24 protein-coding genes are annotated in these 24483 nt (G+C 57.9%); 2 read left to right on the forward strand and 22 right to left on the reverse strand.

Annotation, left to right across the window (positions count from 1 at the left end; all coding sequences use genetic code 11):
* Window positions 1–40: 40 nt before the first annotated feature.
* From LU671_RS22265 to LU671_RS22290, 6 genes are all read right to left on the reverse strand, one after another.
* Complete coding sequence (locus LU671_RS22265) at window positions 41–238, reverse strand: hypothetical protein (RefSeq protein WP_010792490.1); 198 nt, start codon at window positions 236–238, stop codon at window positions 41–43.
* 63 nt (window positions 239–301) lie between these two features.
* Window positions 302–1405, reverse strand: coding sequence for a hypothetical protein (locus LU671_RS22270; protein ID WP_010792491.1), 1104 nt, complete (start codon window positions 1403–1405; stop codon window positions 302–304).
* Window positions 1406–1603: 198 nt separating this feature from the next.
* Entirely contained in the window at window positions 1604–2815 is a 1212-nt protein-coding gene (locus LU671_RS22275; RefSeq protein WP_010792492.1) for a hypothetical protein, read from the reverse strand.
* A 9-nt stretch (window positions 2816–2824) separates the two neighbouring features.
* Window positions 2825–4699, reverse strand: coding sequence for a hypothetical protein (locus LU671_RS22280; protein WP_042931624.1), 1875 nt, complete (start codon window positions 4697–4699; stop codon window positions 2825–2827).
* A gap of 8 nt (window positions 4700–4707) precedes the next feature.
* A complete protein-coding gene (locus tag LU671_RS22285) occupies window positions 4708–5559 on the reverse strand; it encodes an SH3 domain-containing protein (protein WP_010792494.1) in 852 nt (283 codons plus the stop codon).
* Window positions 5560–5585: 26 nt separating this feature from the next.
* Window positions 5586–6854 (reverse strand): hypothetical protein, encoded by a 1269-nt coding sequence (locus LU671_RS22290; protein ID WP_010792495.1) that lies wholly within the window; start codon window positions 6852–6854, stop codon window positions 5586–5588.
* Between the two features lie 377 nt (window positions 6855–7231).
* On the opposite strand from LU671_RS22290, the gene LU671_RS22295 reads away from it, so the two are divergent.
* Window positions 7232–7735: a TerD family protein gene (locus LU671_RS22295; protein ID WP_010792496.1), complete on the forward strand. Its 504-nt coding sequence runs from the start codon at window positions 7232–7234 to the stop codon at window positions 7733–7735.
* A 208-nt stretch (window positions 7736–7943) separates the two neighbouring features.
* On the forward strand, window positions 7944–9203 hold the full coding sequence (locus tag LU671_RS22300; RefSeq protein WP_010792497.1) for a VWA domain-containing protein: 1260 nt from the start codon (window positions 7944–7946) through the stop codon (window positions 9201–9203).
* A 326-nt stretch (window positions 9204–9529) separates the two neighbouring features.
* Here LU671_RS22300 and LU671_RS22305 read toward each other — a convergent pair whose 3' ends face one another.
* The 16 genes from LU671_RS22305 to LU671_RS22380 all read right to left on the reverse strand — a co-directional run bounded on the left by LU671_RS22305 (window position 9530) and on the right by LU671_RS22380 (window position 24226).
* Entirely contained in the window at window positions 9530–10729 is a 1200-nt protein-coding gene (locus tag LU671_RS22305) for a DUF4236 domain-containing protein (protein ID WP_010792498.1), read from the reverse strand.
* A gap of 206 nt (window positions 10730–10935) precedes the next feature.
* Window positions 10936–11496 (reverse strand): DUF551 domain-containing protein, encoded by a 561-nt coding sequence (locus tag LU671_RS22310; RefSeq protein ID WP_087785333.1) that lies wholly within the window; start codon window positions 11494–11496, stop codon window positions 10936–10938.
* 104 nt (window positions 11497–11600) lie between these two features.
* On the reverse strand, window positions 11601–12626 hold the full coding sequence (locus LU671_RS22315) for a hypothetical protein (RefSeq protein ID WP_010792500.1): 1026 nt from the start codon (window positions 12624–12626) through the stop codon (window positions 11601–11603).
* 134 nt (window positions 12627–12760) lie between these two features.
* Window positions 12761–13339, reverse strand: coding sequence for a TerD family protein (locus tag LU671_RS22320; protein WP_010792501.1), 579 nt, complete (start codon window positions 13337–13339; stop codon window positions 12761–12763).
* A gap of 33 nt (window positions 13340–13372) precedes the next feature.
* Window positions 13373–13951 (reverse strand): TerD family protein, encoded by a 579-nt coding sequence (locus LU671_RS22325; protein WP_010792502.1) that lies wholly within the window; start codon window positions 13949–13951, stop codon window positions 13373–13375.
* Between the two features lie 28 nt (window positions 13952–13979).
* Window positions 13980–15014, reverse strand: a complete 1035-nt coding sequence (locus LU671_RS22330; protein ID WP_010792503.1) for a TerC/Alx family metal homeostasis membrane protein — start codon at window positions 15012–15014, stop codon at window positions 13980–13982.
* Between the two features lie 11 nt (window positions 15015–15025).
* Window positions 15026–15475, reverse strand: coding sequence for a tellurite resistance TerB family protein (locus tag LU671_RS22335; RefSeq protein WP_010792504.1), 450 nt, complete (start codon window positions 15473–15475; stop codon window positions 15026–15028).
* A gap of 47 nt (window positions 15476–15522) precedes the next feature.
* Window positions 15523–16713, reverse strand: a complete 1191-nt coding sequence (locus LU671_RS22340; RefSeq protein ID WP_044060627.1) for a TerD family protein — start codon at window positions 16711–16713, stop codon at window positions 15523–15525.
* Window positions 16710–17303 (reverse strand): TerD family protein, encoded by a 594-nt coding sequence (locus tag LU671_RS22345; RefSeq protein WP_010792506.1) that lies wholly within the window; start codon window positions 17301–17303, stop codon window positions 16710–16712. Before LU671_RS22345 ends, LU671_RS22340 begins: the two co-directional genes overlap by 4 nt.
* A gap of 2 nt (window positions 17304–17305) precedes the next feature.
* Window positions 17306–18034 carry an HAD family hydrolase gene (locus tag LU671_RS22350; RefSeq protein ID WP_010792507.1) on the reverse strand — a complete coding sequence of 243 codons (729 nt, stop codon included), beginning with the start codon at window positions 18032–18034 and terminating at the stop codon, window positions 17306–17308.
* The gene (locus LU671_RS22355) at window positions 18034–18981 is read right to left on the reverse strand and encodes an HpcH/HpaI aldolase/citrate lyase family protein (RefSeq protein WP_010792508.1); all 948 of its coding nucleotides are present in this window, start codon (window positions 18979–18981) and stop codon (window positions 18034–18036) included. The genes LU671_RS22350 and LU671_RS22355 overlap by 1 nt, the downstream gene beginning before the upstream one ends.
* Window positions 18981–20075 (reverse strand): cysteine protease StiP family protein, encoded by a 1095-nt coding sequence (locus LU671_RS22360; protein WP_010792509.1) that lies wholly within the window; start codon window positions 20073–20075, stop codon window positions 18981–18983. The genes LU671_RS22355 and LU671_RS22360 overlap by 1 nt, the downstream gene beginning before the upstream one ends.
* Window positions 20068–20826, reverse strand: a complete 759-nt coding sequence (locus LU671_RS22365; RefSeq protein WP_010792510.1) for a hypothetical protein — start codon at window positions 20824–20826, stop codon at window positions 20068–20070. Before LU671_RS22365 ends, LU671_RS22360 begins: the two co-directional genes overlap by 8 nt.
* Complete coding sequence (locus LU671_RS22370; protein ID WP_010792511.1) at window positions 20816–21943, reverse strand: phosphoribosyltransferase domain-containing protein; 1128 nt, start codon at window positions 21941–21943, stop codon at window positions 20816–20818. The genes LU671_RS22365 and LU671_RS22370 overlap by 11 nt, the downstream gene beginning before the upstream one ends.
* Before the next feature lie 69 nt (window positions 21944–22012).
* Window positions 22013–23152, reverse strand: a complete 1140-nt coding sequence (locus tag LU671_RS22375; protein ID WP_010792512.1) for a trypsin-like peptidase domain-containing protein — start codon at window positions 23150–23152, stop codon at window positions 22013–22015.
* A gap of 75 nt (window positions 23153–23227) precedes the next feature.
* Window positions 23228–24226, reverse strand: coding sequence for an ATP-grasp domain-containing protein (locus LU671_RS22380; protein ID WP_021018409.1), 999 nt, complete (start codon window positions 24224–24226; stop codon window positions 23228–23230).
* Between the last annotated feature and the right edge of the window lie 257 nt (window positions 24227–24483).

Here is a 24483-nt window from a genome sequence, read left to right on the forward strand (position 1 = left end):
TGCCCCCTCGGCCGCTCCTCTGCCCTGTTTCCCAGGATGCTTAATAAAACCGCGTCGGCCGGAGATCACCAACAGTCATCCAATGCGTTGGGGCGTAGCCTTGGGATATCGCCATTTGCCGGGCCTCGCGCGGGGTCACAGCGTTATCGAGGTCGACATGCTCGATCCCTGCTTCCACCTTGATCCTGAGGTAGAAGGCTTTACCGGGATGCCTTTTCGCTAAGTCCTTGTCCATCATGATGACCTGTTCCGGGAAGTCATCCGGAGGTGTAGCGTCTATTGCGTGCATACGGTGGCCTGATTAGAGGTGGTTGGTCAGCGCGCCAGCACCCAATGCAAACGCGGAAAGCGCTAAAGCTGCCCAGAGGAGCTTCATGAGGGCCGGGGCCAAGCTGATTGTCAGAGTTCTTTGCATCTGGGTGGCAGATTCGGCCCGGGCCTCCAACGTATCCCCGGCGGAGGGCTGGGCAGGGTTCAGGGCTGTAACCCGATCTTCGATCTGGCCATGCATACTCTGGATATCTTCAATCTGCCTACGCAAGCCTTGAGTTTCTTCTGCCTGCTTCTCCAGTAACTCGCGAATTAACGCTGCGTGTTGTTCTTCCTGCGAACTCACCGTTCCTTCCAGTTGCTCAATCTTGGATTCGAGAGATGCGACCTCTTCAGCATGCGCGGTTTGAAGTTGGGAGGCATGCAGGTGGGCGCCTTCAACAATGCGCTGTGCGGCCTCGACGGCTTTTTCCGACTGGTTTTTCTCTCGTTGCCACCTCGCCGCCAACTCCACGAAACTGGGGAAGGAGAGGAAACTGACTTTCTGTTGGTTCCACCAAGGGCGGAGGTCTTGGGCACGCCGCACCCCAATCACCTTCTGTCCAGCAGCTGGTGAGACGTAGAACCCAACCCGAGTCAGGAATGTCTCGATCCGCGCGTCGTTAGCCCGGGCATCCTCTGGCTTGACCTTGGTCTGAGCCGCGATAGGAAGATGTACCGCCTGGACCTGGTAGTTGCCACGCATCTCCGACTGCTGGATTAGTCGGATGAGTTGCGCCATGAGGTACGAGCCAATGCCGAGCCCCGGCTGTCTGATCTCAATGCCATCGGTGGGGCCAAATACGATCTGGCAGTCTTTGTGGTCGATGACACACCACACGGTGTTCTGATCGAGGTGGTACTGGCAGTCCGGATCTGAATCATCCCCTACGAATCGAAACGAAACGCGGAAGAACTCTGCCCCTCTGTGCAATGATCCTTGCTGCTTGGAGGTTACAAGCTGGATCAATGCTAAGCGCTCTGTCCCATCGCTCAGGCGAACAAGACAGGCGCGGTCCTGTCCGGTTTGAGGGGAGGCATGAAGCTGCTTGCCTACCGAGATTAGAGTGGTCCTGCTCCGAGTTTCCGTCGTCATGGCATCGATCATTTGATGAATAACAGGGACACAGCATAACAGCACCTTGACATATCCCCGCTTCAGGCAAGCTGCAGGGAATGACAGGGCTGTGCTTTGCCAGTGGCAGTTCGGTGATGATGCCGGCGGGGCGATTGTGCCGTAAGCACGTCGAGAGAAGAGAGCGCAGCCCGGTACCCCGGGCTGCTTGCAGGAGGATCAGTTGGCTTCGAATTCGTAGGACCGGCCCACGAAAAGAGAGGCGTAGAGGGGCTTTCCTTCGCTGAACTTGTAGTGCTCTTCGAACTTACCTTCTTCGACTAGCTTGCGTGCGATCGCGCATTCGCTGTCGCTGTGTTCTCTCGCCTTGGCCCCGAAGTCACTTTGCCAAGTCGATAGGCCAGCTGCTTGGCAGAACGCATCGAACTGCGATTTGCCGGCGTTTGCCTGGTAGGAATCAAAGGCGTCCTTGATCGAAGAGAAGCCCCTAAAGGTCACCGAGTAGTCTTCGACCTTGGTTTGGAGCGCAAACTTGCTGACTGCGTCCAACAGGACGGACTGACCGGTGAAAGAGCTGTAGGCCCCAATGATGAAGCTGCTCAGGGTATTCCTGAGCAAAGTCTGCACCTCATCGAGCTCAGGAAGGGAAGCAAACTCCGCCTCGCGAACGATCTGCCCTACCTCGCTGCCGTCATTGCGGTGGGTCACCACGAACCTCATGGAGCCCGCCCCATCGTCGCTACGCTGGATGTAGAAGTCGAGGTCGACCTTGGTGCCAAAGTCTCCGGTTGCACCAACGATGAAGGCACCTGTGACCGGGCTACGCACTGCCATGTTGGTGCCCCAGGAATAAGGCAACTTGACTTCGCTGCTGGCAGTCTCTGCAGGTGCCCATTCGTTGTCGGCAGCCAGGTCGCTCACCAGAACGACTTCGGCCCCTCTGCGGGAGATGAAGGGGTTTGCCATTTCCATTCCCAGCAATTGGACGTGAATCTCACCGTCCTTGCTGTCGCCGGAGTGGTTGATCTTCAGCGCATCCGCCTTTAAGTAGACGCCCGCGGCGTTGCGGCCGGTAGTGGACAGCATCTGGTACTTGGTCCACCCCATCAGGCCTTCTTCGCTCGACCGGCCAATCGCCGTTTCAAAAAGGCCGCGCAAGCCCTGAAGGAACTGCTCAGCACCGTTGGTTTGAACCGCTGCGAGGCGGATTTCTGGATTTTTAACGGTCAAGTCGCCGGAGAAGACGGAGTATGAAATCTCGCCTTCGGAAAGGACGTCCTGCAGGTAGAAGCGCTCTTTGAAGCTGTCGTAGTAGCTAAGTGCCGACTTTTTCCCTGAACTGGAGAGCATGGCAGTAACACCACCGATAGCCACCACTGCAGCTGCGATGGAAGCCATGAGAAGGTGCTTCTTCTTGATCGATTTCGTCATGGTGATCCCTTATTGGAGCTGGGCAGAAGCGTTTTTCCAGGTGTTTACGTACTGCTGTGACACGTCTGGAGTCCAGTTGAAGTCGATCCCTGAGTCAGGACCAAATTCACGTGCCAGGACTGCGCCGAACGAGACCTTGTCGGCGCAATGGTCCTGCTTACAGGCTTCAGGTGCGGCTGGCAGGTTGCCACGGAACGTGGGAAGAGCCCGTCCGTCAACCAGCGGCATGAAAGGAGTGAGGTTTGCCACTGGCACCACATACCACTCCTTCTCGAAGGTCTGGTTCGATAGCAGCCGCCCTTTGGCTGGGAAGTCGATGTCATAGCTGCCGTCTGTCTTTCCAGCGATGTGGATCATCATCAAGCCCACATTCTTGGAGGAATTCGGGTCCTGCAGCGCCAGCGGTGATCCGAAGCGGACCTGGATGCCTGCCATTTGAGCAAGCGCCTCGACCTCTCTGCCTTCGTAGTCCTTCATGCCCGCCTTCAGCTGCTCATAGCGCTCAAGCACCCGAGAGTGGAGTTCTGCCATCTGCTGCTGCACTCGCCGCTCTTCGCGCAAGCGTTGCTGTTCGCGCTGAAGGGCCCAGTTGGAGCCTTCCTGTACGTCAAAGTAGAACTGGCCGCGGCTCTCCCCGATGCGGTTGCGTATGATTTTCTGCGTGTCATCTCCCCAACCTGTTTCCGGGTAAAGAGCGGCGAGACTTTTCGCCACATAGAAGTTCTGTACAGAGACGGTTGAAGAGGAGGTGGTCCTGATCAGCTTAAATACCTCTTCGCCCGCCCTCTTGTAGTCGACCGGGTCAAGCGCGAACGACTCATCGGGTGTGATCGCAACGTAATAGGGATCGCTATTGAACGGTCCCAGTACCCGGTAGTTGCCTCGCTGGAAGGCCAGATAGACCTTCATTTGCCGGCTAGGAATCTCGCCCAGGATGAATAGCGCTTGATCGGCATCCGGGCTCAGATAGGAGAGCTCTTTGCCCTTAACGACACTCTCCAGGTCCTTGTTGAACATCAAACCGCTGGCGTGGACAAACACTCGGTTCCAGTTGTCTCCACGATAGGTGTTCGGAACCTTCCATGACAGCTTCTCGAATGAGCCCTCAGCAAATCCTGTGGAGGGACATGGCATCGCAGGCGTCGAACCGAAAGCAAGACTGCCATCGCCATCGTTGAGGACAGATTTGCTCATCACCCAATTACAACCCCCTGCGTCGGTGATTTGGGTGAGTTTGCTATGTTCAAGCACCCGTGCCCTGCCAAAGTCAGACGCCGGCGTGACTGTAATAGCCTCAGGTGCGGAGGAGCCTTGAGGGTCGGAATGAATCTGCTCGATTTGGGCTGAGGGGGCCGCGGCGATAGTGGTTTGGGGAGGCAGCTGCTGGACGGTTTGATCCTGCTGCGCAGGCGGCTGATCATGCGTCTGCTCTGTGATTGTCACGGGAGCCACAACGTTTGTTGGTGAAGCCGTCTGGTCGACCAATGCAGATGCTTCGACAGACGAGGTGCTGGGGAGAACCGCTGGCGAAGATATCTGCTTGGCGGAAGCCAGCGTGACAATGCCTAAATTGGCCGCTGTACCAGATCCGCTGGCGTATAGGTTGCCGCTTGCATCGACAGCCCTCCAGGTCACCCTCGCGGCAGGGCAATCATTGGCGAGTACAGTTGGTAGTTTGCCGACCAGGCCAGTCAGGAGCGCTTGGTTGTCCCAAACTGGCCGTCGAATGGTCAGCTCAATTTCGGGTTTGCACCAGTTTGAGGCTTCGCCTGGGACATCTACCTTGATGTGATCTTTTTTCGAGACGGCCAGCTCGTGAGCGAATGCTTGCGGCACTAGGCCACAAGCTCCAACCACTGCCAGCGCGAGCGCGCGCTTCTTCATGGTCATCCTCAGATCAGTTCCCAGGTACCGTTGGCCTGTTTGCAGAAGGTGTTTTGCTGCTGTTCCGCCTGCCCACTGGCCGATTTGAGACTCACAGTCACCGGCCGGCAGGCAGTTTCGGCCACGACTTGCTCGGTGGGCAGGGACGGGATGGAATCGAGATCGAACGCCTGGGTTTCTTTGCTGGCAGAGACATTCATTTCATCGAGGTTCACGGCAGGTGCAGCAGTCTTGGCAACCGCCTGTGCCTTCGACTCGACGTAGTCCTTGTGAACATAGCCTACCGTCACACCCTTGCGGCCCACCAAGATCCAGTCACCGGTGGAGCCTACGGCGGTAAATTCAGTGTTGGTTGGCAGTCCACCGACTTTGTCTGCCTTCAGGTTCGGAGCTGCTCGGACATTCAGGCTGGACTTGGTCACATAAGCTTCGTTGATCAGCTTCATCGAAGGGACTCCCTGGATTTTGGGCGCGCGTTTGACCTCAACTGTCTTGGTCTTGCTGTACTCCTGCCCCTGTGTGATTTGGGCAGTTGCACCGGAGTGATCTGAGGTCCAGGTGACCGGCTGGGTAGCAACGGTCGGCTGACTCAGGACCTCTTGAGTTCGCAGGGCCAGCGCCTGTTGGTCCTTCTCGTCGAGCATGTGTCCGATTCGGTTGCCAAGGTACCCGCCAATGCCTATCGCGATGATCGTTGCGGCAATTTTGCCGTTCCCTTTGCCCATGGTCGCCCCGATTGCTGCACCAGCGAGGCCGCCGAGGACGGTACCGGCCTGTTCTTTACTGATGCCCATTTCTGCACAGCCGGAGGTTGCTGAAATCGCTACTGCTAGGATCGACGCGACGAACTTCTTACGCACGGTGTTTCTCTCCCTTTCGTTAATACTCACTCTGCTTTCAGCAGAGGTTTGGTGAGGTCGTAGAGCATCGCTTCTGCCGACATTGCCCAGTGGAAAACGCCGGCCATGATGGTTGGCCCCTTCTCGATGCTCCGAAATGCGGTTCGGTACCCAGCTGACTGGATGATGGAGTTCCCATAGATCAGCGGGACGATGATGATCACGGCGACAGCCCCGAGCCGAACCAATCGTCCCCGGCCCTGAATAAAACCGCGCTGCTCCACGGCCGAGAGCACCAGTCCGACTAGATTGAGGGCGCCCATGAAGAGGCCACTGATCAATGTCCAAGGGACGAACCACATATTTTTCAGGACGTTCAAGCCCTGTTCACCGTGGATGTCGGTGTGAGCCACATCGAACGCCATATTCTTGGCTATCCCTGGCAGGTACCTGTCGAACTGCTGTCGGCTGGCCAGAACATCCATGCCATTGACGTAGAGCGGGCCCATTGCTTCCCTGGCGAAATAACGGACCTCGGCGCTGTTCAAGATGGACTGGCGAGATCGCAGGCCAGGTTTGATGGACCGGGCAAAGTCATCAAGGGTCGGGTCGTAACCGAGTTCTTCCCCTGCCTTTGGCCAGGCAATGGGTTTCCACTCATTGCCTGGAAGCCTCGCCGCGCGGAATGCCTCGAGCTTGGCGTATGTCCTGACGATATCCTCTATCTGAGGAACGACCTCATCTTGGATGCGTCCATATAGCCAATCGCCGTTTCGCCTTGTGTAGCCGGTGAAAACTGCTGCTGCGAACCCGAAGAAGTTTTGGTCGATCTTTTCTACGTAGGAGCCCTGCACGCTCATCAACACCCCAAGATTCGCAATGAATGCCTTGCCATCGCCGGTATCGCGATGCTCTTGGTAAGGGACACCTGGGATCTGGAGTGAGTCGTAGAGCAACCCTTTCTTCGTCACGTAGGCATAGAGGCTGTATACGCGCAGGCTGGCCGGAAACTTCTCGGCGATCAGGTCCGGGGCTTCACCCTGAATCCACCAGGTTGCTGGAGCTGCGACTATGGTACTGAGCGCAATGCTGAGACCGATGTATTGAGCTCCTCCCCATCGGCGGTGAGCCCAAATGCACATCCGCCAGGCGAACAGGCACACGCTGGCCGATGCCAAAATTTGACTGTAGATCTCGAGGGTTTGGAGCTGCTTGAGGGGAATGTCTGCCCCTGCCATGTTCAGCAACTCGGCGTTGAAGAGCAGGCCGCTGATCAAGCAGACGGCATTCAGCACAACGAGTGCGATGAGAAGCATCCAACGGGTCCTTGTCAGAGAACGGAACCAGCGGCCACAGAGCCTGCTATCTGAGAGGCAGCCGTTGGGATGGATGGCATTCTGCCATCCGCTTCGGAGGCAGGCTACCAATTTGACGCCAGAAAAGCGTCCCGCCAGGGTCGCTCCACCTGGATTTGAATCTAACGGGGTTGCTGCCCGGTTCAAGCCAAAGCGTGCCGCTACGAGCACGGTTGAGGGAACGCCGGAGAGCTAGGGGCTAGGTTGTTCAATCTTCGGCGTTATGGTCTTACAGGTGCAAAAGCATACGGCTGCACATTCAAGCCACTCGCGTTCCGGGGCGCGGCTCTATCCCATCCAGCCCCTGGTGTACGTTAGATTTTTCAAGGAAGCACTCAATGCAGATCAGCCAAGGGCAACGTATCCCGTTGTCTAACCTCATTCAGGGACGGACCCTTTCCGTCGCGATCCAGATCAAATCATCCCCTACTGTCGACCTTGCCTGTTTCGCACTGGATGCTTTCGGGAAGCTCTCAGACGCTCGCAACTTGATCTTCTACAACCAACGCATCTCTCCTTGCGGCAGCTTGAGACAAGTTGGTGCACAGTTCAGCCTGAAACTTTCAGGATTACCGTCATCCATAGAACGGTTGGTATTCACCGCTTCAATCGACGGTGAAGGCGCCATGGGCAATATTCGTCCCTCCACCTTTGTAATCAAGGACCGGACGGGTGAAATCGTTGCCACATGCCCCTTTGCTGGCAATATCTTCGGGGCGGAGAAATCTATCATGGTCGCGGATCTTTACCGCGACGATGGCCATTGGCATTTGGCATCGAATCTTCAAGGTTTTGACGAAGACCTCACCGCCTTGGTGAGGCATTACCGTGGGCGGTGTTGAAGAGCATCACCGGCAATTCCCCAGTGCCAGTCCAGTTCAACCACCCTTTTAACGCTGGCCAGCTAGGGGCTTGGTTGTTCAATAACCGGCGTTATCGTTCGGCATGTGCAGTAGCTCAAGGCTGCACATTTGAGCCACTCGCGCTCCCTGGGCGCGGTACTATCCCTCCCGCACCTGGTGCACGTTAGAACTCTCAAGGAAGCACTAAATGCAGATCAGCCAAGGGCAACGTATCCCGCTATCGAACCTCATTCAGGGCCAGTCTCTGTCCCTCGCGATCCTGATCAACTCCCCCCATACAGTCGACCTCGCCTGTTTCGGCCTGGATGCTGCCGGGAAGCTTTCGGACGATCGCTACATGATCTTCTTCAACCAGCCGATCTCCCCTTGCGGCAGCTTGAAGCAAGCTGGAGCAGAGTTCAGCCTGAGCCTGGCTGGACTTCCCTCCTCCATCGATCGCTTGGTGTTTACCGCGGCAATCGACGGGGCCGGTGCCATGCGCGATATCCAGTCCTCATCTTTTGTAATCAAGGACCCGGCCGGTCAAGTTGTTGCCACCTGCCCCTTCGCTGGCAACACCTTCGCCGCGGAGAAGGCCATCATGGTAGCGGACGTCTACCGCAAGGATGGCCAGTGGCGTTTGGCGTCGAATCTCCAAGGCTTCAACGAAGGGCTCAGCGCCCTGGTGAAGCATTTCGGGGGCGAGGTTGCTGATGATGCACCTCCCGCAAGTTCCCCATCGCCAGCCCCCGTTCAAGCCGCCATCTCGCTGGAAAAAAAGGTGGCGGCCGCGGCTCCGCAACTGATCAGCCTGGCCAAAAAGGCCCAGGTAAGCCTCGAGAAAGCGAAGCTGACTCATGTGAAGGCGCGTGTTGCGCTGGTTCTCGATGCGTCGGGCTCCATGAACTCCCAATATTCCAAGGGTCGTGTCCAAGAGGTGGTCAACAGACTGCTGCCCCTGGCCGTCCACTTTGATGATGATGGCTCGATTGACTGCTGGGCCTTTGCAGCAAAGCCGCAAAAGCTCTCCGAGATCACCCTGAGCAACTACCAAGACTTCATCAACACCGACAATTACGGTTGGCGTGACTGGAACGTTGGTAGCCGGATCAACGACGAGCCCAGGGTGATGGAGCAGGTGATCAGCTATTACCTCAACGACGGTGACCGGTCGCCCGTTTATGTTCTCTTCATCAGCGACGGTGGGGTACACGAGAACAGGAAGATCACCAAGCTCATGACCGAGGCTGCGAAGCTGCCCCTCTACTGGCAGTTCGTTGGCCTTGGAGGTCACGGCTATGGCATCCTGGAAAAGCTCGATGACATGAAAGGCCGAGTGGTCGACAACTGCGGATTCTTCGCGCTGGATGACCTGCATCAGGTAAGCGAGGAGCAACTCTACGACCAGCTCATGGAGGAATTCCCGAGCTGGATCAAGGAAGCCTCGGCCAAGGGAATCATTGGCTAGCTGCGCGGTTTATCTATAGGAATTCGATAGTTATCTAAAAGCACAAAACCCACTTCATTAAGTGGGTTTTGTGCTTTGTCAGCTAACAATCTGAGAAATATTACATTATGTACTGGTCGGAATTAACTAATGTTCGCTTGCTTCTTCTATTATATGCGGGTTAAATGCAGGTGGTACGACGAAGCCTGAGTTAATCGAATATGAAGAACAACCCGACAAAATTTGAACTGACATTATCTTTTCTGATATTCACGCCGCTTGTAGGGTTTGTGCTGTTTGTAGTTATTTCGCTGTTTTTCCCGGACATCCTCATGAACTTGAGATTGTTAGGTGTGATTAACTGAATTCCAGTCAATAGGCGTAATCTCTCGGAATCGTGAAGCTCTGTCGAGGTTCACTACTGCACCAAAGGCGTTCAACGTCGCGCCTGGATCTATTGCATCCAGCCGGTCAAAGTCCAACGTATCCCATTGATCACGAGAGATCAGCGCTGAAATTACGTACTGATCCTCGACACGCCCCGTTGCCGAATTTGTACGCTGAATGTACCCGGAAGCTAGGCATTGCTGGATGCCTGGGAGCAAGGCAAAAACCTCCCCAACCACACGGAAAACGGTGCCGTAACAGAGGGTGACGAAGTCCTTTCGTGTCTGAGCTTCAGACCTGGTTTTGAAGCTGAGCTTGCCATTGCCTTTGGCTTCAGCGGTTCGGTTCGGAACATCACCTTCATCGGGCAGGTCGATGTCCAGGGCTATTCCAGTTACGTCATGGGAGAACTCGTACTCAAGGAGTGTTTCTTTCGGCCAAGCGATGCCGGAAAGCACATAGTCCAGCGCGCGCTCCATCTGAGCACTGTATCCCTTTGCAGCCAGCCGGATGGCCTTTTCGATTTCGGCACGTGCCTTCTCGTGGGCGTCGCGGGCGGAATTCCACTCAGCAAGATCCTGCTGGTACTGGGCTTCAAGTACCTGGGCCTCCCTTTCCATCTTGGCACTTCGCAAGAGCATCTTGTCGATGAGCCCGGGCGCGTCAATGGATGGTCGGCGCGGTTCTTCAAGGTTGAACGCGGGTGGAAGCGCCGGCAGAGAACCTGGCCTGGGAGTCATCATGTGCACCGAAAGGCACTCTTCGAGCCCTTCGTTGATCTTAGCTGCAGCTTTCTCGAGAAGCGCCTGGATCTCCTCACGCTTCTCCACCTTCACGCGCTTAACGATCTCTGGCGGGAGCAGGTTGTCTTCCAGATCTGTGATGATCAACGTGCCGTCATTGTCGACTTTGACCTTTATGGGCCCGGAATAGGCCGCTGTCTCTCCAGATGGACCAGGTGCGCGCCTCTGGCCAGATCGATCCAGCCGTTCACGATAGGAAAGGCCGGTCCCTGGCAGGCCCGCGTTAATGTAGGTGCCACGTTTGCCCATGGTTAGGCTCAATCCGCGTGGACCAACAGAGGTACTGATTCCCGAACCGCTGATGTTGAGCCGAACGCCGGGAACGATCGTAATTCGTTTGCTGAAGCGGAACCCCATATCTTCCTCCGAGATTCACTGGGGACGGCGGCCTGCCCACTTGCAGGCCGATGTCGATAGCCAAGCTATGTGCTTCCGGCGAGATAGTTATCAATGTGTAAAAACAGCAGATTCAGGCACAGCCGACCTCAAGAAGTCGGCGGTGATGTCGTGAGTGTCTATGGCACTCACAAGCGTCGTATGGTCGTTGACGGCCATGTTCCAGATCATTCCGGCGCCCGTGCTAGCGGTTGCACCGCTTGCAGCAGCGCGGTTTGCCAGCGTCCCATTAGTCGGTGACAAGTCGGGGCATCCAGGGTGCCTCTGGCCAACTGTTCTACGGCTTCGCTCAGCGCCTGGCGGTACACCTGGACGGCGGCCTCCAAGCTCCCTGCCTCCATCAGTTTGCGGCGTTCATTCCGCGGGTCCTGGCTCTGCTCCTGCAGACACGGAGAATTGGGCCGGGGCATCCAATGGGTGATGGTCTTGGGAGGCATGCAGTTTGAATCACCGCGGTCCAATTGCCAGGTGCCGTCATCGCGCATGTGGCCCAGGTAGAGGCTGGACAGGTCGCTCTCGTCGCAGACCAGCACCGACTGCGACAGTAAGCCGACGTCGTCTTCGTGCGTGCAATCTGGCAGGTAGTCGTTGCAGGCGATCCAGCGTGCGCCGGTGATCTGCGAATGCAACATGGCTGCGCTCAGACGGTCGCGCTCGGCGGTCAGCCGGGCGACAGTTTCAGTCAGGGCGGCGATCTGCTCTGGGTAGCTGGGGTTCGGTGGGGTCACGAGTGAAGCTCCATTTCGGGGCAAAGGGAAGCCAAGATGGATATCCGGCATGTGTCCAGAGTAACGATGAACAGCGAATGCATTAGTCGATGCCCCATTAAGGTTCAGCTAGCGCTCTGGCTAGCGGCGGTCAATTCAGCGAAGTCTGTACCTGTCCATTTGTACCTAACGACGCTTTCGAGGCTCGGGCAGCACATTGGATCGTCATCGCCGTGGGTCAGGACCTTCAAGCCGAAAATGTTCTGGCCCAGGACCTGGATGTCTGTTGCGCCACCTACGATAAGCTTCTGCTTGAGGGCCCAGCCGTCCGGCTCCTTGTACAGGGCAGCCAGGGCTTGGTACGAGCCGTTTCCACCGCCCTGCCCTTCGATGGTGAACAGGACAACAGCATCCTCTGCTCCGTCGCCATTGAGATCCACTTGAACAACCTTGCGACCTTCTTGGTACTCGCTTCCGCCGTCTTCCGAAACTTCGGCAGCGACAAGACTGTCAATGGCTGCGGACAAGGTCAGTGCATGTCCGCCGGCGGGAAGGCGTTGCGATTGAAGCTGAGATTGCGGTGACACTTCACTTATCGGTCTATCGGAGTGCTGGGCGGAGCCAAGGGTAGCTGGTGCCTCTTGCTGTTGAGGGAGCTTTTTCTCATCGCTGTATTTCGCACCTGCTTCAGCATTAGGTTTGAGCCCCGCTGCCTTCAGCTTGCTGACAAACACTGCCTTGGCACGATCCTGGAACGGCTTCAGGTCACTCGGCAAAAGCTCCATGACCCCTTTCTCATCGAAAGGCTGGGCGTCACCCAGGAACCATCGGGAGAAGAATCCAGGGCGTCTTGATTCGAGGATATCGATAACCTGATCCTTCACTTCTTCCTCGGACTCCTTCCAGAGATCCCACCCTTCGTCTCCGAACATCGCAATGATGCCCTTCTTGTCTTCCGGCCCAGAAAGGGGTACTGACTCAAGCACCTTGATATTGAAGTCGATGGTCTTGCTCACGCAGGTATTCGTGAAGCTACCGAAGCATTCCTCGCGCAATTCCCGCTGCGCCATACCCAGCTTGAAATCTGTGACAGCATCACAGCCCACCAACCCCAGCACGCCACCTACAGCTAAAACCAACCTGAGTTTCATCTCGCGATTTTCCTTGTCCAGACACACAGCTTGTACGGCGCAGCAACCGGAGAGTTGCCGGTCGTGACATTCGTTCCCTTCCTACAGATGTGAAAAAGCCCCGGCCATGCCGGGGCTTTTTCCTGCCTTTCTGCTTAGCCGATACTCACGCCGTGAGCTTCAGCCAGAGGCTTCAGGCCGCCGGCGAAACCTTGGCCGATCGCCTTGAACTTGAATTCGTCGTTGTGACGGTACAGCTCGCCGAAGATCATGGCGGTCTCGGTGGAGGCGTCTTCGGACAGGTCGTAGCGAGCGATTTCCTTGCCGTCGGCCTTGTTCAGGACGCGGATGTAGGCGTTGCCCACCTGACCGAAGGACTGCTTGCGAGCTTCGGCGTCATGGATGGTGACGGCGAAGACCAGCTTCTTCACGTCGGCGCCCAGGCCGGTCAGCTTGACGTTCACTTGCTCGTCGTCGCCATCGCCCTGGCCGGAACGGTTGTCGCCCAGGTGCTCGACGGAACCATCGGTGGACTTCTTGTTGTTGTAGAAGATGAAGCTGGAGTCGTTCAGGACTTTGCCGTTTTCACCGGTGATGAAGATCGAGGCGTCCAGGTCGAACTCGGTGCCATCGGTAACGCGCGGGTCCCAGCCCAGGCCTACTACGACTTCGCTCAGGCCAGGTGCTTCTTTAGACAGGCTGACGTTGCCGCCCTTCGAGAGAGATACTGCCATGGTGTGATTCCTTGATTCAGTTGGGGTGAGGGATCAGTTGACGGTCAGACCGTAACCATTGGCCAGGGCCTTCAGGCCACCAGCGTAGCCTTGGCCGACGGCGCGGAACTTCCATTCGCTGTTGTGACGGTACAGCTCAGCGAAGATCATCGCGGTTTCGGTCGAAGCGTCTTCGGCCAGATCGTAGCGAACGATCTCGGAGCCGTTGGCCTCGTTGACGATGCGGATGAAGGAGTTGCTGACCTGGCCGAAGTTCTGGCGACGGTTTTCAGCGTCGTGGATGGTCACGGTGAAGGCGATCTTGTCGACGTCGGCCGGCACACGGCTAAGGTCGACCTTGATCGCTTCGTCGTCACCGTCGCCGGCGCCGTCGCGGTTGTCACCGGTGTGCTCAACGGAACCGTCCGGGCTCTTCAGCTGGTTGTAGAAGATGAAGTCGGCATCGCCGCGGACTTTGCCGGTGGCGTTCAGCAGGAAAGCGCTGGCGTCGAGGTCGAACTGGGTGCCATCGGTGGAGCGCGGGTCCCAGCCCAGACCGACCAGGATCTTGGTCAGGCCAGGTGCTTCTTTGGACAGGGAGAGGTTGCCACCTTTTTGAAGAGACAGTGCCATGTATACAGCTCCTTGTGGTTGCTACTGATTACTGGTTTTCGGCTTGCGCTTCTTCCTTTTCGGGGAAGATCACGCTTGCCAGGATGCCGACTGCCAGAACTGCCAGGACGATAAGCAGGCTGGTGTTCGGATCGATGCTGATGCCGTGGTGGAACAGGTGGTCGGTGGCGTTCAGGCCGAGCTTGGCGGCGATGAAGAACAGCAGCACGACGACCGCTTTCTCGAGGTGCACCAGGTAACGCTTCAGTGCTTCGAGGACGAAGTAGAGGGTACGCAGGCCCAGGATTGCGAACAACATTGCCGAGTAGACGATCAGGGGCTCACGGCTCACCGCGATTACCGCCGGTACCGAGTCGAAGGCGAACAGTACGTCAGACACCTCGACTACGACCAGGCAGAGGAACAGCGGGGTGGCGAACAGACCGCCCTTCGCCGCCAGGCTCATGCCTTTGTTCTCGGTCTTCTGGACTTCGACTTCGAGCTTTTTACGGCTCACGAAGAAGTTGTGGCCGTACAGCTTCGGCCATACAGGGAAGAGCTTTTTGGCGAATCGGTAGGCGAGATGTTGGGAGTAATCCTCCTCAGCATCATCGTCGTCACCACCTTTGAGCATCATCACCGCCGTCCAAGCCACGATCAGCGCGAAGACGATCTCAACCCAGGGACCAAAGGCCAGCAGGCCGGTACCGATCGCTACGAACACGCCACGGAAAACGATTGCACCGATGATGCCCCAGTACAAAACGCGGTGGCGCAGACCATCCGGCACCTTGAACCAGGCGAAGATGGCCATGAAGACGAACAGGTTGTCGACCGACAGCACTTTCTCAAGGGCGTAACCGGTAACGAACAGGCTGGCGACTTCAGCGCCGTGTTGCACGTAGAGGAAACCTGCGAACGCCAGGGAAATCGCCACCCAGAACACGGACCAGATAGAGGCGCGCGCCAGAGTGATCGGCTTGTCATCGCGGTGGGTGACCATGTCCAGCAGCAGGGCGGCAAGCGCCAGGCCGACAAATACCGCCATGGTCAGCGGTGGGAAGCCAATGTGAGTCGTTTCCACGTTTCAGTTCCTTACAGTTCGAAGTCTGCCGGGTTAAGGCCCAGCTCCAGGCAGATCAGGCGGCAGGCCGCTTTCTCTTTGTCGTCGAAGTCACCGTCGGAAGCGCCGATGGCGCAGGCCACACGCACCAGCAGGCGAGCTTCGCCGTCCTTGCCTTTGACCTTGCTGATCGCCTTCAGGGCTTCGGCTTGGCCAATCTGGAAGTCGAACTCGAACTTGCCGCAGGCATCGCTGAAGACCTTGATCACGTCGTTCAGGTTGAAGACCTTCAGTTCCGGGGAGTTGTTGATGAAGCCGGTCATCTTCATCTTCTCTTCGGATTTGATCTCACCATCCGCCGCGGAGATCAGCGCGCACGCATTGGCTACTGCCTCCATGAAGGTCCGATTTTTGAACTTGGCGACTTCGGTAGTCAGTGTTTCGCGAGCTTTCGTCGCGTTAGTTTTCAGCCATTCGAGCATGTGTTCCCCCTCAATGAGCGGGGCACTAGGGCCCCGCCGGATAAGTTTTACTTGGAGCCCGCTTTCCAGCGCATCCCCCAGCCGTAGGCTCGATCCATCTCTTCGTGCCCGGGATGGAAGTCGACTCGGCGAGAGACCTTAACGGCCCCATTCACGTTTTCAAGAAGAGCAATCGCACACATGCCGTGGCGACCTCCCTCCTCGTTCATGCGTACCTCGATCTCCGGTTGCCCGGGAACGAAAATGGTCACCACCCCGTCGGTTGCTTTCCAATTGGGAGCGCCGTCGTAGATGAAGGCGAACACCAGAATCCGTTTAACCTCGCTCCAGTGTTGCCCGTTGATGTGAAGCCATTCACCACCAGCGACAGAGCCAGTACGGTCATCCCCCATCAGTTGGATGTACGGCTCTTCGCGCAGATCACCGAACCGCTGACCGAGCGCCTGTACAGCACCTTTGTAGCCGTCCTGCATTTCGAACAGGCAACCCAGGTCCAGGTCGATGGCATTGCGTAAACCAAGAAGGCCGCCAAGCAGGCCAGTGCCGCCCTGGTTCCAGTTCAGGTTGACCTTAATCTCACCGAAGCCAGCAGACGTTTTTTCCAGGCTGATGCTCGAGCGAGACTTGTCGAGGGTCACCTTGCTGAGGCTGATCGTCGATTTCGGCGCGGCTGGCGGTACCGGCGCGGGAGCGGGTGCCGGCTGCGCCGTGTTCTGGGCCGGATTCCCCGACGGCGCTGCAATATCGACACCGAAATGCTTAGCCAGCGGCTCTAGGCCACCCGCGAAGCCCTGTGCGACACAGCGGAACTTCCACGCTCCCTGGCGCAGGTAGAACTCGCCAAGAATGAGCGCCGTTTCGTTCATCCCGCGTGTTGGGATCTGAGCTTCAATCCCTCCAGTAAGGGCCAACGCCAGCGTCGAAACGCGATCGAAGGTTGCCTTGTTCTCGTATATGGTCGCGGTGAGCGCAACTTTCTCCACGGCAGGATCAACACGACTGAGATCGACTGCGAATTCAGCACGACCGGCCGAACTGGCCGTCAGCTGGACTGCGCCGCTCAGAATGCTGGTTTGGCCGTAGAAGCACATGTCACCATCGCCGCGGACTTTCCCCGTGTTGGTCAGGGCGAACGCAGAGATATCAAGGTCTGCGCCTGGGATCGGCGTATAGCTGATGTCCACGCGCAGTTGGCCGGTGGCAACCGGCGCATTACCGCCAGGTACCAGTGTTGTCATGCGCGTACCGCCTGAATGGCCAGGTTGACGAGGTCATCCGCGGTGCGGCCGTTGGTGGATTGGCCGATCGCCTTGAAGTCCCAGTCGTTACCCTTGCGGCTGAGGCTGGCCATCACTACACCGGTGTGCTGGCCTTTCTCCGCGAGATTGAAGCGCGCCAGCTCTTGGTTCTTGGACGAGTTCACGATGCGGCAGTATGCATTTTCTACCTGGTCGAATTTCTGCCCCGTGAACGAGTTGACAGTAAATACCAGGTGGTGGACGGTGGCCGGCAGGCGCTGCAGGTCGACGTTGATGGTTTCATCGTCGCCCTCACCTTCCCCGGTGCGGTTGTCCCCGGAGTGCTTGATGGAGCCGTCCTTCGAACTGAGCTGACGGAACCAAACCAGGTCCACCGGCTTCATGTTCCCGTCCAGCAGAATGCAGGAGGCGTCGAGGTCGATCGAGTCGCTGCCGCCCCCGAGGAGCTTGGAGAGGAAACCACCGGACTTCACCGGGTCCCAACCCAGTCCCAGGCTGACCGAGGTCAGTCCGCTGCCGGCAGTTTTCTCCAGCGAGATGCTCTGATTTTTGCTCAGGGTGAGTGCCATGTTTACGCTCCTTGTTGATCTTCAGAGTTCGAGTGGGAGGCACGCGGAGGAACACTCCCCGGGCTCCCTGCTTTGCTAAACCGCGGGCGGGAACGCCGCCATACGGGGTGAAAATGACGCCAATGCGCATCTTGCGCAGCAGCCAGTAATTCATGATCGCCGCGAGTATCGCCCCAGGCCCTCAACCGGTATTGGGTCAGCGGACCATAGATGGCTTCCAGTCGGAGTACCTTGTTCTCGCAGCGACAATTGTTTCCGCTGATCTTGCCGGTCAGCCGGCCATCGACCACTTCCAATTCTGTCCCGATGAGCTTGATACCGAGCCGGTCGGCGAATGGACGCAAAACCAGGGCCGGAGAGGCTGAGCAAAGTGTCACCTCTGCTCCGGACGCCATTTCGGCCGCGACGGATCGTAACCCTGATGGGCGCATGAGCTTAGGCCAAACCGACTGGCAGAAATCTTCTGCTTTCTGGCCCACCCATTTGGCTTCCACGCCGGCGAGAAATGTGCTCACCAGCTGGGCCTTAAGCTCATCCCGCGACATGCCCCTGCCGAGATACCTCAGGCTGGGCAGCACCAGCCTGAGGATACGAAGGGTGAACTCACGAGTGCCGAAGGCAAACCGAAGGAACGGCACGAAACTGTCGTGCCGGGTGAGGGTTCCATCGAAGTCAAACACCGAGAGCACCTTCGCTCCTTTCGGCCCTGCCTCCAGCATTTCGATGCTCATCAGTTAGCCTCGGCCAGGCGGACACTGAGTTCGCCATTACCCATTTCGGCGGGCTTCACTCCGTGCCACTTGGCGCGCTCGAGGATGTTTACTGCCCACTTGTAATGAGTAGCCGGCTCGCACATTGCGTCGTTGTGCTTGAAGACGGCGGGGGCCACATCGTTGACGATCAGCTTGGCGCAGTTGAGGTCCTCCAGGCTCACGCGGAGCGTGTCCTGAATGATGCTGATCTGGCTTGGATGAATTGCCGTCTTGCCTACCAGGCCATGCGCGATATCGAGCTTCAACTCCTCCCGAAGAAGATGGGGGGTGGCCAGCTGTTCGAATACAGGGGCCGTCAGGGCAAAGCCCTGTGCTCCCATTACGCCGGCGAGCATGGGAATCACGTAGCTCATCGGTGTGTTGTAGAGCGTGGTGGCAGGGTTCCGGCGCAGGCCGAGGCAGCCCATTAGGTCGTTCCCGCCAATCCGGAGGGCGATGATGCGTTGGTTCAGGTTGGCTTTCAGAGCCTGACCGAGCTCCACCATGGCACCCGGATCGTAAACATCGCTCGTTTCCAGAGTTGGCATGAGATAGAGATTAGGGTTGCTGACCGCGGCCTCCCAGAAAGCAAGAGACTTCAGCGTTAGCTTGGGAACGACGAACCCGTTGACGTGCTTCATCAGCGGCCATTCGTTCAGCACTGCTGCCATCTCTGCATCGCGAGGACGGACGAATAGCAACGGCCCCTGTTCCGGGCGGCCGCCACGGGCGTCGATGCCCATGAGGAGCGCCTGCAGATTTGCGAGCGCACTTTCGACGTCGATCGCCGCCACTGCGTCTTCCAGGCATACCACCAGTGAGCGAAGCTCAGGAATCTTCATCCCGAACACGACATCCAGGATGTCATCGCGAGTTGCCGGCATGTACAGAGTCGCCCCGAGAGCGAATGGAGAAATCGCCTTCATCAGTTCGTACTCCGGATGATGGTTACCGCACGGTACGGCCCCAGTGCCTCGCCGGCCTCCTCCACCGTTACCCCAGCGCGCTCAGTGAGATGCAGCAGGAGTTGCACGTCGCCGTCGTTACGATCCCGGACCAGCACGTGATCGGGCACTCGGCGCAGGACTGCTCGGGTTGCCTCGGCAATACCCGGTTTTACGCGGTTCAGGTTGCTGATGCCGAAGCGGGTAGCGAGGGAGGTGACCACGTTTTCAGCTGCGGCCTGGAGCTTCAGGCGCTGCTCGTGCGTCCAGGGCGATGCAGTTTGAACACTGTTCAGCGCTTGGCGCTCAGCCTCGATCTTGTCGATGAACTCACGTGTAACGTCGTGTTCATGCAGGTGGTCGTAAACCACGCAACCATGAAGCCCTCCTTGAGTCGGCCAGATGGATCGAGATACCAAGCCTGAAACGGTTGCGCCCAGGATTCCGGACGGGATTACCCAGTCCTCTGCGGAGGCAGCGAGCCATGCGCGGCCGCAGGGGTCGGCAAGTACAACGAGACGTGGTTCTTCCGGGAAACGCTTGTCGGCTCCCAGCGTCCGCTTGAGCTCGCCAGAAATTGCTCCCTTGCCGGTCCAGCCATCCACGAAGACGATGTTCTCCGCACCGTGCAACTGGATGATCGCTTGGAGGGCCACCGTATCGATCCCGCGATCACGGATAATGCTTACGCCATAATGGTGGGCGTCACGGCCCATCTCGACCAGTGCCCGACGGAGCAGGACGCCAAGTGGAAGACCGGCGCGCACGAAGGAAACCAGGGCGATGCTGGAGCCGGTGTAGGCGGCATTCAACGCCAAAGCCAGAGATTGAACATCTTCAGCCATGCGCGCCCCGTTCTGCACAAGCGCACGGGCGTACAGGGACTTGTGCACGTCGGTAGGCGCGTGTTCTTGGCTGATCATCTCCGAATAGTGCTTCTGATTGCTTTGAATCAGGCGCTCCTTCTCCTCGACATCGGTGACATTCATTTCCACCGACTGCAGAAGGAAATGGACGTCTTCCGGCGCGTAGCTACCGCTGCCGACGGTGTTCAGGGTTGCGAGGAGATTACTCATTGATCATCTCCTCCACGGCCTTGGCCAATTGGCTGCGAGCGGGTGTAGCCCACATGTGGCAAAGGTCCATGAATCCCAGGTCAGTGATGCTGTCGCCGAAGCCGAGGACCGGGCGTTCGCCGTTGATTTTGGCGTCACGGCGCAGCCATTCTTGAACGGCCAGGCGCTTAGCCAGCCCCTTGGGCAGGAAAGCGAGGTTGTTGCCGTTGGCATGGATGTGCATGCCTTCCAGCATGCCTCGAGCCTGAACCTCGTTCAGGACCTTGGAGAGGACAGCGTCATCGGATTCATTGTGTTTGGTCACCACGTAGTGGCGCAGGCCCTCTTCTTCCACAACCCAACCGCGGAGCGAATAACCCATGTCCTTCCCGATCTGCAGGGTTGCTTCGCTCAACGCCGGCAGTCGATCTTGGAAGGTCCAAAGGGACTCGGCCATCTGTCCATGCCAGTCCTGATCCAGTGTGCCATCAGGCCGGAGCATTACACCCCCATGCGAGCAGATAGCCCCCTCGGTGAAGGGGAGCTTAACGCGGCTGTAAGCCTCTACGCTGCGCGCGGTGACAGGCACTACATCGGCCGAAGCCAGCAGCCAGTTGACGAAGGAGTGCTGGACCGGATTCATGTACCCATTGGGTTGGCCGTGTACATCCAGCGTCGCGGTAGTGCGCGGCGTACCTTCGACCATCTTGCGAGCGGTCTGGAACAAGGTGTCGTCGAGGTCGACGAATACCAGGGGACGATTACTGCTCATCGAAAATCACCTCCGCACTCAGGGCCGTAACCAGCTCTGCAGGGACTGCCTGCGCGGGGGTTTCGGTGCAGATCAGAACTCGGTCAAACTGCCCCGGCTTCACGTTGTAGAGGAAGTTCGGGATGCCAAGACCGTAGTTGTCAGAGAACGACAGGGCATGCTGAATGGAGTGGCCCAAGGCGATTGGAGAGCGACTGGTGGAACTGAAGTGAACATCAGCGCCTGCACGCTCCAGCCGCTCGGCCAGCAGGAAGGGACGCCAGACGAACTCACTGGTACCCAACACGATGATCTTTTCGCCGGGTTGGACCTGGATCTCGGGAGCAAGCGTGTCTTCCACATGACGGACGCCCAGGCGGCCCCAGTCTTTATCTGCCGAAAGTGGCCACTCCCCGATGGATACGGCCCCTACGTCTGGCATTTCGGGCAGCGGCGCTGCCTGGTCTTCATGGAACTGATAGGAGCCCTGCATCAGCGACACCGCTGTCGCCTGCTCGCCGATGGCATGGCGCACAGCGCCAGCAGACCAGTCCGTGAGGACGCACGTGACGACACGCTCGATCTTGCTCAGGCCTGCATCTACCAGGGCGCGATGCAAGTTGACGAAGGTCTTCCCGGTGGAAGCCTCATCGTCCACCAGTACCAGCGATCGAGCCTGGAGCATCATTTCCCGGATTTCTGGGTCGACGGGCATGTGGATCAGGTGGGCGCTGGCGTGACTGTGTTCTTCCTCGAAACGAGCGAAGAGCTCGGTGCCGAGGGGATGGCGAGTGCTGATGAGGTACATGCTGTCAGGGCGAGTTGCGCTGAAGGCGCGGTGCACCCCGGCACCGAGGCCTACGGCAGTTTCGGCCATGCCAATGACCAGCACTGGTCCAGGGAGATCAGGCGGGATTTCAGCAGCCAGGCTCTCGAAGCTGGCAGCCATGACCGATGGGCGCACTGGTATATGGCGGCCCAGCACTTTGGAAACGAATAGGAATGCCCGCTTGGGATTCCGGCGCTCTGCAAAACCGAACAGGTTAGCGGGAGGGAGGACGGCGTCGTCGACTTTGACCTCAAGAAGCCCCCGCTTGAGTTGGGCGCGTAGGGACGTTGGTACTACGTTGTTTTCCATGATTGCTTCCTTGATTGGCGCGAGGGGTGACCCTAACGCCTTGTCCCTTGCTTTCAACCCGAATAGGGCTTACGGATTCCGCGCCTCGATTTTCCAAAGCGATTGTTGGGCTTCACGGGCCATCTGGGATGTCGTGAAGGTCATTCCTGTCGGGGCACGATTGGGCTCTACACCACAGGCGTCGAGAAACGCCAGGGCAAGTCCAGCCTTGACTGCGAAGTTCATGTTCTGCGCATCAGGAACAGTGGAGGTCACCATCCCCACAACCGATCCAGAACCATCGAACAGAGGGCTTCCGCTTGATCCCGGCTGAATCGGAGCAGTGAACTGGAGCAGGCTGGCGTCATTGTGTAGGCCAAAGAGTGCAGATACGCCCCCCTGAGTAACGTGTATTCCTCCACCGGCCAGCCCAGCGAGTGGGTACCCGAGGGCAACTACTGTTTCCCCCAGGTCACAGCCAATACCATCGCGGAAAGCCACTGGTTTGAAGGCAGGTGCACCTTGCACCCGGAGGAGCGCCAGATCATTCCGCTGGTCAACAACTACGGCCTCGGCACGATGCCGACCCTCGAACGAAGCAATGTGGATCTCTTGCATGCCCTCGATCACATGCGCACACGTGAGAATATGAGTGGATGTCACAGCAAAGCCGGTACCGGTCGCGCCGGCTGCCGATCGGTTCTGATCTGAGGAACCGAAGCGGCGATGAGGATGGGCATCGTCGATATTCAGCCCGATCCGACGTCCAAGCGCTGAGAGACCGTATGCCGACCCTTCAGCGAGAGCGCGGAATTTCCACTGTTGATTGCGGCAGTAGAACTCGCCGACGATGATGGCTGATTCGCCATTGTCGGATAGGTCCAAGCTGACTTCGATCTGAGAGTCGACTTGCAGGCGAAGGGACCGGAGTTCGCTGACTGGTCCCATTGCCGAGAAGGTGTAAACCACCAGGAGCAGACGGTCGGCGCCGGTCGGCAGTTGGGCGAGATTCAAGCTGCAGCTGACTTTCTCCTGCGCGCCACTCCACTGCATCCAGGGCTGGGTGACCTGGAACAGTGCTGCCTCCCCTTGGGGGTGACGTTTATCGTCTAGTGGAAGCAGAGCAACAGCTGCGTATTCCCCGAATGCCGAGGAATTTCCGCACTCCAGCGTCCAGGAGCATTGCGCAGCTCCCAAAGCGGTGTTTGCGCCAGGCGCCAGCACCATCATCCCTGCTTCGCTCCTTGAGTCCCGTACCTTATAAAAAGCGGCAAAATAGTATCAAACTTGAGGCTTGATTACATATCAGGTCGCCACTGGCACCGCAACGGTAATGGCTTTCACCCTGATATTTGGTATCCACTGACTCACCGGCTCGGGCAGTCCGAGCCTTCTGGTGGCGAAGATACCTGGCAGGTTGATTCCCGTATGCCGGGTGTAACCGATGCCGCCCGAGTACCGCGGATTGATCTCGAGGAGATGCGGGACACCATCTGCATCATCCCGCGTCTGGACGTTGACCAGTCCATCGCACTGAAAGTGAGCAGCGGCTTTCAGTGCGAGTTCAACCGCTGGCGAATCGTTCTCGAATGTCTGGTGAAGGCCCTGCTTCCGGCGTCCAACGTATGCCACCGGACGGCCGGACTCGCAAACCATGTCGATCGAGCACTCGCTCCCCGCCATGTACGGCATCACCAGCATGGCGGGACGCTCCCCGCCGGCGCGATAGGCTTGCAGGTAAGTTTCGAACTGGACTTCCCGAGAGTCGGGGTTGGCGAAGCAACGGAACGGGTCCGCTTCAGACTTGAATCGCCAGAATCCTTGGCCGTAAATGCCCACAGCCGGCTTCACACAAACGTCTCCGTGAGCGCGAAGGGTTTCGTAGGCGTCGATGAGTTCCTCGGCGTTGGTTGCCGTAATCGCGGGGACACAGGCAAGTCCAGCGCGCTCTGCTTCAGCAGTGAACTTGCTTTTGTCGTCTACCAGCTCGAACGTGCTCATGGTCGAACCACCGGTAACCAGCACCAGCCCTGCAGCCTCGAATCGGCGACGCTGGGCCTCGAAAACACTCCCCACTCGGCCGGCCAGGATAACTTTGATCTTATGGGTCAAGGCTGTCTCGATTACCCAGTCGATTCGTTCTTGGTTGTCCTTCGGCTCAATGAAGCTCACGTCGGCGTGACCGGTGATTTCAGGCCTTTCTTGGCGATGGGAGGCAAAAATCTTTACCTCCGGTGGTAGGGCCTCACGCGCTCCTAGAAGAATGTCGCGCTGGCTGGATTGTCCCTCAAGAAACCAGATCAAGATGTGTGTCCTCATGGAGGCCGCGCCCGTGCAGAACGAGCGGTCAGCTGTGTTTATGGTGGAAGGGACGATAACGGGGGCTCGGCGCGTATCAACCGGGCGGGGGCATTCTACTGGAGGGTATCGGCAAGAGCTGGCCAAAAGACAAGTCACTTTGCCACTAGATATGGCAAACGCTGGCTACACTCTGGGCAAGTCCACCGTAAAGGTCGCTCTGAAATGGATGCAGAACGGATGACTCAGGTCGTGGCGGTCCT

Source organism: Pseudomonas sp. NMI760_13 (genome assembly GCF_021283245.1).
Lineage (GTDB): Bacteria > Pseudomonadota > Gammaproteobacteria > Pseudomonadales > Pseudomonadaceae > Aquipseudomonas > Aquipseudomonas peradeniyensis.

Coding starts and splice junctions, on each gene's coding strand:
- LU671_RS22265 (WP_010792490.1), bottom strand. CDS start 238: ATGATGGACAAGGACTTAGCGAAAAGGCATCCCGGTAAAGCCTTCTAC.
- LU671_RS22325 (WP_010792502.1), bottom strand. CDS start 13,951: ATGGCACTGTCTCTTCAAAAAGGTGGCAACCTCTCCCTGTCCAAAGAA.
- LU671_RS22280 (WP_042931624.1), bottom strand. CDS start 4,699: ATGAAGAAGCGCGCGCTCGCGCTGGCAGTGGTTGGAGCTTGTGGCCTA.
- LU671_RS22355 (WP_010792508.1), bottom strand. CDS start 18,981: ATGAAGGCGATTTCTCCATTCGCTCTCGGGGCGACTCTGTACATGCCG.
- LU671_RS22360 (WP_010792509.1), bottom strand. CDS start 20,075: ATGAGTAATCTCCTCGCAACCCTGAACACCGTCGGCAGCGGTAGCTAC.
- LU671_RS22345 (WP_010792506.1), bottom strand. CDS start 17,303: ATGGCACTCACCCTGAGCAAAAATCAGAGCATCTCGCTGGAGAAAACT.
- LU671_RS22275 (WP_010792492.1), bottom strand. CDS start 2,815: ATGACGAAATCGATCAAGAAGAAGCACCTTCTCATGGCTTCCATCGCA.
- LU671_RS22335 (WP_010792504.1), bottom strand. CDS start 15,475: ATGCTCGAATGGCTGAAAACTAACGCGACGAAAGCTCGCGAAACACTG.
- LU671_RS22365 (WP_010792510.1), bottom strand. CDS start 20,826: ATGAGCAGTAATCGTCCCCTGGTATTCGTCGACCTCGACGACACCTTG.
- LU671_RS22320 (WP_010792501.1), bottom strand. CDS start 13,339: ATGGCAGTATCTCTCTCGAAGGGCGGCAACGTCAGCCTGTCTAAAGAA.
- LU671_RS22350 (WP_010792507.1), bottom strand. CDS start 18,034: ATGAGCATCGAAATGCTGGAGGCAGGGCCGAAAGGAGCGAAGGTGCTC.
- LU671_RS22375 (WP_010792512.1), bottom strand. CDS start 23,152: ATGATGGTGCTGGCGCCTGGCGCAAACACCGCTTTGGGAGCTGCGCAA.
- LU671_RS22295 (WP_010792496.1), top strand. CDS start 7,232: ATGCAGATCAGCCAAGGGCAACGTATCCCGTTGTCTAACCTCATTCAG.
- LU671_RS22270 (WP_010792491.1), bottom strand. CDS start 1,405: ATGACGACGGAAACTCGGAGCAGGACCACTCTAATCTCGGTAGGCAAG.
- LU671_RS22315 (WP_010792500.1), bottom strand. CDS start 12,626: ATGAAACTCAGGTTGGTTTTAGCTGTAGGTGGCGTGCTGGGGTTGGTG.
- LU671_RS22370 (WP_010792511.1), bottom strand. CDS start 21,943: ATGGAAAACAACGTAGTACCAACGTCCCTACGCGCCCAACTCAAGCGG.
- LU671_RS22340 (WP_044060627.1), bottom strand. CDS start 16,713: ATGACAACACTGGTACCTGGCGGTAATGCGCCGGTTGCCACCGGCCAA.
- LU671_RS22305 (WP_010792498.1), bottom strand. CDS start 10,729: ATGGGGTTCCGCTTCAGCAAACGAATTACGATCGTTCCCGGCGTTCGG.
- LU671_RS22300 (WP_010792497.1), top strand. CDS start 7,944: ATGCAGATCAGCCAAGGGCAACGTATCCCGCTATCGAACCTCATTCAG.
- LU671_RS22290 (WP_010792495.1), bottom strand. CDS start 6,854: ATGCTTCTCATCGCACTCGTTGTGCTGAATGCCGTCTGCTTGATCAGC.